This window comes from Geomonas sp., assembly GCF_056994735.1.
Genome location: NZ_JBXKJL010000295.1, coordinates 1 through 1,655, shown reverse-complemented (window position 1 = coordinate 1,655; position 1,655 = coordinate 1). Strand labels below are relative to the sequence as shown.

The 1,655-nt window shown below is 60.4% G+C and carries 1 protein-coding gene and 1 tRNA gene; both read right to left on the bottom strand.

Annotated features, from left to right (window positions below):
- Nucleotides 1–188: 188 nt before the first annotated feature.
- Nucleotides 189–286: transfer RNA gene (locus tag AC11W3_RS13195), tRNA-Sec, on the bottom strand.
- An 89-nt stretch (nucleotides 287–375) separates the two neighbouring features.
- On the bottom strand, nucleotides 376–1,386 hold the full coding sequence (locus tag AC11W3_RS13190; protein ID WP_484093134.1) for a peptidylprolyl isomerase: 1,011 nt from the start codon (nucleotides 1,384–1,386) through the stop codon (nucleotides 376–378).
- Between the last annotated feature and the right edge of the window lie 269 nt (nucleotides 1,387–1,655).

Below are 1,655 nucleotides of genomic sequence, written 5' to 3'. Positions count from 1 at the left end.
GAGAGGCCTTGGGGGCAGGATTGTAAGATTGGAAGTTGACGGTATGAGCCGGGGGTAGGGCTCAGGCATGCATATGCGCTCTGAAAGAAGAGGCGCTGGCGGGAGGCTCTGCGGTAGGTAGGTCAACACTGTTGATCTGCATGGTCGTATGTCGAGGATTTGCGAGGAGTCGATTGGAAGGGAGGTAATGGCGGAAGCACATGGGAATCGAACCCACCAGGGAAGTTTCTCACCCCCCTCACCGGTTTTGAAGACCGGGCGGCCCACCAGCGACCGATGTGCTTCCATTGTTTTTTCGCCGACAGCGGCACCCCTCCCAGCCTCCCCCTCAGGGGGGAGGCGTATCTGACTGTCCTCTCTTCGGACTCCGGAGAATTACCCCTTTTCGATCTTCGCCTTCTCCTTAAGCTCCTTCAAAAACGCCGGAAGCTCGGCGCCGATCTTTTGCCGCTTCAGGTACTCGACGATCTTCTCCTTCACCTCGTCGAATTTCTCGGTCTTGGCCGGGATCTTCTCGACGACCTTGATGATGTGATAGCCGAACTGGGTCTCCACGACCTCGCTCAGCTCTCCAGGTTTCAGGGCGAAGGCCGCTTTTTCGAAGGGCCCGACCATCTCGCCCTTGCCGAACCGGCCCAGATCTCCTCCCTTGGCGGCGCTGGGGCAGCCCGATTCTGCCTTGGCCAGGGCGGCGAAGTCCTCTCCCCCCTTGGCGCGCTTCAGGATGGCCTCGGCCTTCTCCTTCGCCTGTTTCTTTTCCTCGGCGCCGGCCCCCTCCTTCACCGTCACCAGGATGTGGCTCGCCTTGACGCTCTCACCCTTTTCAAAGTACCTGGCGCGGTTGTCGTCGTAGAACTTGCGGGCTTCTTCCTCCGTTACCTGCGCCTTCCCGCCCAGTTCCTTCTCGACCAGGTGGTTGATGGCGATATCGCGGCGGGTGAATTCCTCCACCTCCTTGGTCGTCATCTGCAGGGATGCCAGCGCCGCATTGTCCTCCGCTTCCGTGGCATACCTCCGGCGGTTCTCGGCCAACTGCTGCTCGACTTCCTTCTCCAGCGCCTTTATATCCGCAGCCTCGGCCGCCTGGTAGAGGAGCTCTGAGCTCACGAGCTGCTCCAGCACCTGTTCCTCCGCCTTCTTCAGCAAGGGGGGGGGCATCTGGGGGGTGCGGTTCTGGCTTAGGGCGGCCTTGAGCGTGCGCTCCACTTCCTTTCTGATGATCGGCTTGCCATTTATCTTCACCAGGACGTCTTCGGGGGACTGCTTGGCGAGTTCCGGGGCGGTAGCTTTGACCGCGTTCTCCTCCGCCAGCGCGTGTCCGGAGGGGATGGCGGCCAGGAGGAGGGCGGCGAGCGTAGTGGCGGCAATTTTCTTGCAATGCGGCATCTGGAATCTCCTTGTCAAAGTGTCCCCTCCGCTTTCGAGCCGAAGCGCTACAGCGCGAGGCTCGTCAAGGGAGGGGGGCGTTGTCCGAAAAGGGCCCGGGACTTTCGCCCCGGGCCGGATTTGCTGCCTTGTTTCAATTGCAGTTGTTACGGCAGCTTACTTCGGTACGGTCACCTTGAAGGCCTTGGAATTGACCAGGGTGGTTCCGTTGAAGAGCTGGATGGTGGTGGTGTACCTGTAGTCTCCGCTGCTGATCTTGAACTTGTCGA